Raw genomic sequence first — 6,293 nt, 5'->3', positions numbered from 1 at the left:
GGAGGGGCGGCGGGGTATCCCGCACGAGGAGGCCGAGGACAAAGAGTTCTTGCTCGCTTCTATGCGCAACGGGGTATCCGAGTGGCGCCGCCAGCAGGTCGTGCAGCTCCTCGAAGAGCCCCGGCGCCGCGCAGAGCGCGAACTCCGGGCTCACCGGCCTGCCGTGCAGGCCTTCGAGCCTGGCTCCCGACTCGGTCGCCACCAGGCCGGCCGCGCCGTAGTCCCACGGGTTGATGCCGCGCTCGTAGTAGGCGTCCACGCGGCCCGCCGCGAGCGAGCACAGGTCGATCGCGCACGAGCCGCCGCGCCTGATGTCCCGCACCCGGGGCAGCACCTCCGCGACCACCTGGCCCTGGACCGCGCGCCTGCTCACCGCGTAGCCGAACCCGGTCGCCACCAGCGCCTGCGCGAGCGGCACGCCCGTGTTGCAGCGCAGCCGCTCCGCGCCGAGCCAGGCGCCCTCGCCGACCGCCGCGGTGTAGACCTCGCCGCGCGCCGGCAGGTTGACGACCCCGGCCACGACCTGGCCGTTCACCTCGACGGCGATCGACACCGCCCACTCCGGCAGGCCGTACAGGAAGTTGACGGTGCCGTCGATCGGGTCGACGACCCAGCGCACGTCCGAGTCGCCGGGCTTCTCCCCGCCCTCCTCACCGAGGATCCTGTCGCCGGGCCTGGCGGCCAGGATGCGCTCGCGGATGAGCTCCTCCGACGCCTTGTCCAGCGCGGTGACCACGTCGGTGGGGCTGGACTTGGTCTCGATCTCCTCGGACATCGTGGGCCGCTTGGCGAGCAGCATGTCGCCCGCCTCGCGCGCGATGTCCTCGGCCAGTCTCAGGAAATCCGTCATCAGGCCACCGAGTCCGGACGCTTCCACTCCTCGCCGAGCACGTGCTGGGCGAGGAAGGCGAAGACGGTCTCGTACCAGGCGACGATGTTGCCCGGCTTGAGGATCCAGTGGTTCTCGTCGGGGAAGTACAGGAACTTCGACTCGACCTCGCTGCGCCGCAGGTCCCACCAGAGCCGCAGGCCCTCGCCGATCGGCACGCGGTAGTCCTTGTCGCCGTGGATGACGAGGAGCGGCGTGGTGATCTTGTCGAGCGAGTTGTGCGGCGACAGGAGCTGGTACCGCTCGCCGCCGGGCTCGCCCATCTCGCGCTGCCAGTACATGGCGGCGTCGGTGGTGCCGGCGAACTGGTCGAGGTTCCACAGTGCCGCGTGGGTGACGATGGCCTTGTAGCGGTCGCTGTGGCCGGCGAGCCAGTTGGCCATGTAGCCGCCGTACGAGCCGCCCATCGCGCCGATGCGCTCGCTGTCGATGTCGTCCCTGGCCAGGGCCACGTCGACGATCGCGTCGAGGTCGGCCTGGGTGCGCGGGCCCCAGTTGCCCCAGCCGCGGTCGATCATCTCCTGCCCGTAGCCGGTGGACAGGCACGGGTCCGGCATGAGCACGGCGTACCCGCGCTGGGTCATGAGCCACACCTGCCAGCGCCACTGCCAGTCGTTCCACGAGGCGACCGGGCCGCCGTGGATCCACAGCACGAACGGCGCCGGCTCGTCGGCCGAGGCGCCTTCGGGCAGCGCGAGCCAGCCGCGGATCGTGGCGCCGTCGTCGGCGGTGGCGGAGATCTCGGTCAGCGTGCCCGGCGCCTCGGGGCGCGGCCCGGGCGAGGGCAGGTCGACGATCTCGCCGCCGGCCACGTCGATCCTGGCCGGGCCGGGGGCGAGGGCGATGCCGCTGCGCAGCGCGTAGACGGAGCCGCCGTCGGAGGAGACGTTGAGCCCGGTGTACGCGGCGTCGTCCAGGGTGAGCCTGGTGCTCTCCCCGTCCAGCGGGACGCGGAAGACCGGGCGGCGGCCCTGGTGGTCGGCCACGATGTAGACGGCCGAGGAGTCCGGCGCCCACTCGATGTCCGCGGGGAACAGGTCGGGCGCGTAGGCGCGGCCCTCGCCGGTGGCCACGTCGGCGATCCACAGCTCGCTGCGCGCCGAGACCTCCAGCCCGGTGAACCGGTCGCGGGCGCAGGCCACCCTGGAGCCGTCGGGCGAGATCGCGAGCGGGCCCGTGAAGTCGAAGCCGTCCTCGGTGAGCACCGTGCGCCGCTCGCCCGAGGCCACGTCGATGGCCACCAGGTCGGTACGGCTCTCACCCTTCGGCAGGTACGTGCGCCAGGTCGTGAACACCGTGGCGCCGTCCGGGCTCAGCTCGAACGAGGCGTCCCGCAGCCCCTCCCCCGCGTCGGGGGTCAGCTCGCGCACGTCCTCCAGGCGGTCGCCGCCGAGCCTGGCGGCGAACAGCCTGGTGCGGCCCGGGCCGAGGTCGTGGTCCCAGAAGCGGATCGGGTAGCCCTCGTGCAGGATGGCGCTGATCCCGGCGTCCTTGCGGGCCTTGCGCCTGTCCTCGTCGGCCGCCTCCTCGCCGTCGAGCACGTCGGCGGAGAACACCACGACGTCGGCGGCCGTACGCACCGCGCCGATGCCGCCGGGGCGGGTGACCACCTGGCGGGCCTCACCGCCCGCGCGGGGCAGCAACCAGAGCGCGGGCACCTCGTCGGAGGAGTCCTTGACGGTGGGGTCGGGGCGGGCGGAGGTGAACAGCACGTCGCCCGCGGCCGTGAAGACCGCGGCCGACTCGCCCTTGGCCGAGCGGGTCAGCCGGTAGGGCTCGCCGTCGACCGGAATCGCCCAGAGCGCGGTGCCGTAAGACTTGCCGTCGGGGTTGAGTGACTGGACTGTGGAGATCAACCTGGAGCCGTCGGGGGAGAGCTTCAGCGAGAGAACCCGGGGGATGGCCACGTAGTCGCGTATGTCATTGAATGCGCTCACTCCACCGAACCTACCTCGCAGCATAGACCGCCCGCATACCCCAATACTGTGGTCACGTGGGAACTTACGACGCGTTGCTGGTCCTGTCGTTCGGCGGGCCCGAGGGGCCCGAGGACGTGCTGCCGTTCCTGGAGAACGTCGTGCGCGGCAGGGGGGTGCCGCGCGAGCGGCTGCTCGAGGTGGCCGAGCACTACCAGGGCTTCGGCGGGGTCAGCCCGATCAACCGGCAGAACCGCGACCTGGTCGAGGCGCTGCGGCCGATCGCCGGCGTGCCCGTCTACTGGGGCAACCGCAACTGGCACCCGTTCGGCGAGGACACCGTCCGTCAGATGAAGGCCGACGGGATCAGGAAGGCGGCCGTGTTCGCGACCTCGGCGTTCGCGGGCTACTCGAGCTGCCGCCAGTACTACGAGGACATCGCCAGGATCTCCGTCGAGGACGGCCCCGAGCTGGTCAAGATGCGCCACTTCGGCGACCACCCGGGGTTCGTGGCCGCGATGGCCGACCACACGCGGGCCGCGCTCGAACGGCTCGGCCGCGACGACGCCAGGCTGGTGTTCACCGCCCACAGCATCCCCGTCTCCATGGCCGAGACCGCGGGCCCCTCGGGCGGCCTGTACGAGGCGCAGCTCCGCAGGAGCGCCGAGCTGGTCAGCCAGGCGCTCGGCCGCACGCAGCCGTGGGACCTGGTGTGGCAGTCGCGCAGCGGCCCGCCGCAGGTGCCGTGGCTGGAGCCGGACGTCTGCGACTTCCTGCGCAAGACGGACGCCGGTTCGGTCGTGCTGGTGCCGATCGGGTTCGTCTCCGACCACATGGAGGTCGTCTACGACCTCGACACCGAGGCCAGGCAGGTGGCCGCCGAGCTGGGGCTGCCCATGGAGCGGGCGGCGACCGCCGGCACGCACCCGCGCTTCGTCCAGATGGTGCGCGAACTGATGGACGAGCCCGAGCCCGTCCCCTGCGCGCTCACCTGCTGCCCAGCTCCCCGCAGGCGCCCTCAGGCGTAGGTGCGGGCGTAGGCCTGGGCGATCCCCATGACCTTGTTCACGTAGTCCCACGAGTGGTTGTAGAACCAGATCGCCTTGCGTAGCTTCTCGCCGCCCTGGCCGGCGCCGTTGGCACACAGGTAGTTGGCGGCGCCGGGCACCGCGTCGTACGGGCTCCAGATGTCGGACTTGCCGTCCCCGTCGCCGTCCACGCCGTAGTGCTTCCAGGTGGCGGGCATGAACTGCATGGGCCCGAGCGCGCCCGCGCTGGACGGGCCGTTGTTGCGGCCGTGGCTGCTCTCCACCTGCCCGATCGCCGCCAGCACCGTCCACGACAGCCCCGGGCAGCGGGTGGCCGCCGCCTTGTACAGGTCCAGGTAGCTGCCCGGGCGGCCCACGTTCACCGTCGTCTGGGGCTTCTGCTGCTTCGGCGTACGGTGCGCCGCGTCCAGCATGACGACCTGCGAGCCCTTGCCGAGCACCTTGCGCACCCCCGCCTCGCTGATCTTGCCGGCCTTGCCGTGCAGCAGCACCGCGACCCCCGGCGCGAACCCCAGCGACCTGCCCAGGTCCGCGCTCACCAGCCCGTCCACGCCCATGAGCCCGAGCGTGGCCGAGGCCGCCACGCGCAGCCGGGGACCGCCGTCCACCTGGTACATGCCGCCCAGGATCATCCCGAACTTGCGCATCGCGCCCGCGTCGGCCACCAGCTCGCCCCTGGCCAGCGCGCTCCACACGGCGGGCTGGTCGGCGACGGGCTGCGGCGTCCAGGAGCGGAAGTCGGCGGGATCGACGGCCAGCAGGTTCAGGCCGGTGCCGGCCACCTTGACCGCGCCCGCGTCCACCACGGCCACCTTCTGCACGTACTTCAGCCCGCTGAGCGCGAACCTCGTGCTCTTGGGGACCGTGCCCGCGGCGATGGCCAGCACGCGCGGCGGCGTCGCGGTCACCCCGGCGCCGCCCTGGCCGAAGTCCTTGACCGGCGCGGCCGTGGGCACGAGCTGGTCGAGGCGCGGCGAGGGCTGCTGCGGCCGCTGCGTGGGCTTCCTGCGCACCGGCTCGTTCGCGGTTTTGACCAGGTCGTCGCCCAGGATCACGACGACTCCGCCGGCCGCGGCCGTGACCACGAGCACGGCGGCGACCATGAGGATGACCGCGCGGAACGAGGGAAGACCGGACACTCGGGACACGTTAACCCACTCGGCCGCTAAATCACTTGCCATACGGACATACGGTGCGCCATGGTTACTTGGCTCAAGTAAGGGGGAAACGGCGTGGTCGGGCCTTACCGAGGATTGTTCGACGGGCCCGGCGTCAAGGGGTTCGTCCTGGCGGGATTCATCGGCCGCATGCCGATGTCCATGCTCGGCATCGGGGTCGTGCTGCTGGTCTCCGCGCTCACCTCGTCGTACGCCACCGCCGGCGGCGTCGCCGCCATGACCAACCTGGCCTTCGCCGTGGCCGCCCCCATGTCGGGCCGCCTCGTGGACAGGTTCGGGCAGGGCCGGGTGATCCCGCCGTTCGCCGTCGTCAACGCGCTCGCGCTGGTCGCCCTGATGCTGTGCGCCGGGTTCGGGCTGCCCGACTGGACGCTGTACGCCTCGGGCCTGCTCGTGGGCGGCACCTCGCTGTCGCTGGGCTCGATGGTGCGGGCCCGCTGGTCGGTCATCCACGGCGGGTCGGGCAGGCTGCACACCGCGTTCGCCTTCGAGTCGGTGGTGGACGAGGTCATCTTCGTCACCGGGCCCGCGCTGGTCACGGTGCTGGCCACCGCCGTGAACCCGTACGCGGGGCTGGTCGTGGCCCTGGTCTGCATGCTCCTCGGCACCTTCGCGCTGGCGGCCCAGCGGCGCACCCAGCCGCCCGTGCAGCCGGTCAAGTCGGTGGCGGGCACTCCCATCCTGATCCCCGGCATCGCCCTGCTGGCGTGCGTCTACCTGGCGCTGGGCGCCGTTTTCGGCTCGGTCGACCTGATCACGGTGGCCTTCGCCGAGGAGCACGGCGTGAAGGGCGCCTCCGGGTTCCTGCTGGCGGCGTTCGCGGGCGGGTCGATGGTGTCGGGGCTGTGGTTCGGGTCGCGGGACTGGAAGATCTCGCTGCGCGGGCGGTTCGTGCGGACGCTCGCGCTGTTCGTGGTGGGGCTCATACCGATCATGTTCATCGGTGACGCGCGGATCATGGCGCCGGCCCTGTTCCTGGCCGGATTCGCCATCTCGCCGACGCTCATCACGGGCTTCTCGCTCACCGAGCGGCTGGTGCCTCCGTCCCTGCTCACCGAGGGCATGGCGTGGATCTCGACGTCGATCGGGTTCGGCGTGGCGGTCGGGGCGTGGGCCGGCGGGCGGCTCACCGAGATGTTCGGCGCGTCCAACGCGTACGCCTTCTCCTGGGGCGCGGCGATCCTGGCCGCGGCCGTGGGCATCGGAGGTTCGGGTTTGCTGAGACTTCCCGGGGCTCCTTCACCCGCCAAGAGTTGATCCG

5 protein-coding genes are annotated in these 6,293 nt (G+C 71.9%); 2 read left to right on the top strand and 3 right to left on the bottom strand.

Features of this window, described 5'->3' with window-relative positions:
• Together ACWEPL_RS19665 and ACWEPL_RS19660 are read right to left on the bottom strand one after the other, a co-directional pair.
• Positions 1–850, bottom strand: an 850-nt coding sequence (locus tag ACWEPL_RS19665; protein ID WP_452437017.1) for an inositol monophosphatase family protein, incomplete at its 3' end; no start/stop codon positions are given.
• Positions 850–2,850, bottom strand: a complete 2,001-nt coding sequence (locus ACWEPL_RS19660) for a prolyl oligopeptidase family serine peptidase (protein WP_452437016.1) — start codon at positions 2,848–2,850, stop codon at positions 850–852. The genes ACWEPL_RS19665 and ACWEPL_RS19660, both read right to left, overlap by 1 nt.
• A gap of 32 nt (positions 2,851–2,882) precedes the next feature.
• Here ACWEPL_RS19660 and ACWEPL_RS19655 point away from each other — a divergent pair, with 32 nt between their 5' ends.
• The gene (locus ACWEPL_RS19655; RefSeq protein WP_363965959.1) at positions 2,883–3,833 is read left to right on the top strand and encodes a ferrochelatase; all 951 of its coding nucleotides are present in this window, start codon (positions 2,883–2,885) and stop codon (positions 3,831–3,833) included.
• Here the strand turns inward: ACWEPL_RS19655 and ACWEPL_RS19650 are convergent.
• On the bottom strand, positions 3,824–4,993 hold the full coding sequence (locus ACWEPL_RS19650) for a lytic transglycosylase domain-containing protein (RefSeq protein WP_363965961.1): 1,170 nt from the start codon (positions 4,991–4,993) through the stop codon (positions 3,824–3,826). The genes ACWEPL_RS19655 and ACWEPL_RS19650 overlap by 10 nt on opposite strands.
• Before the next feature lie 93 nt (positions 4,994–5,086).
• On the opposite strand from ACWEPL_RS19650, the gene ACWEPL_RS19645 reads away from it, so the two are divergent.
• A complete protein-coding gene (locus tag ACWEPL_RS19645) occupies positions 5,087–6,289 on the top strand; it encodes an MFS transporter (RefSeq protein ID WP_363965963.1) in 1,203 nt (400 codons plus the stop codon).
• The last annotated feature ends 4 nt before the right edge of the window (positions 6,290–6,293 follow it).

The sequence above is a fragment of the Nonomuraea sp. NPDC004186 genome, assembly GCF_053603495.1.
The sequence above is the reverse complement of the archived record's forward strand: the minus strand, read 5'-3'. Positions and strand labels throughout refer to the sequence as shown.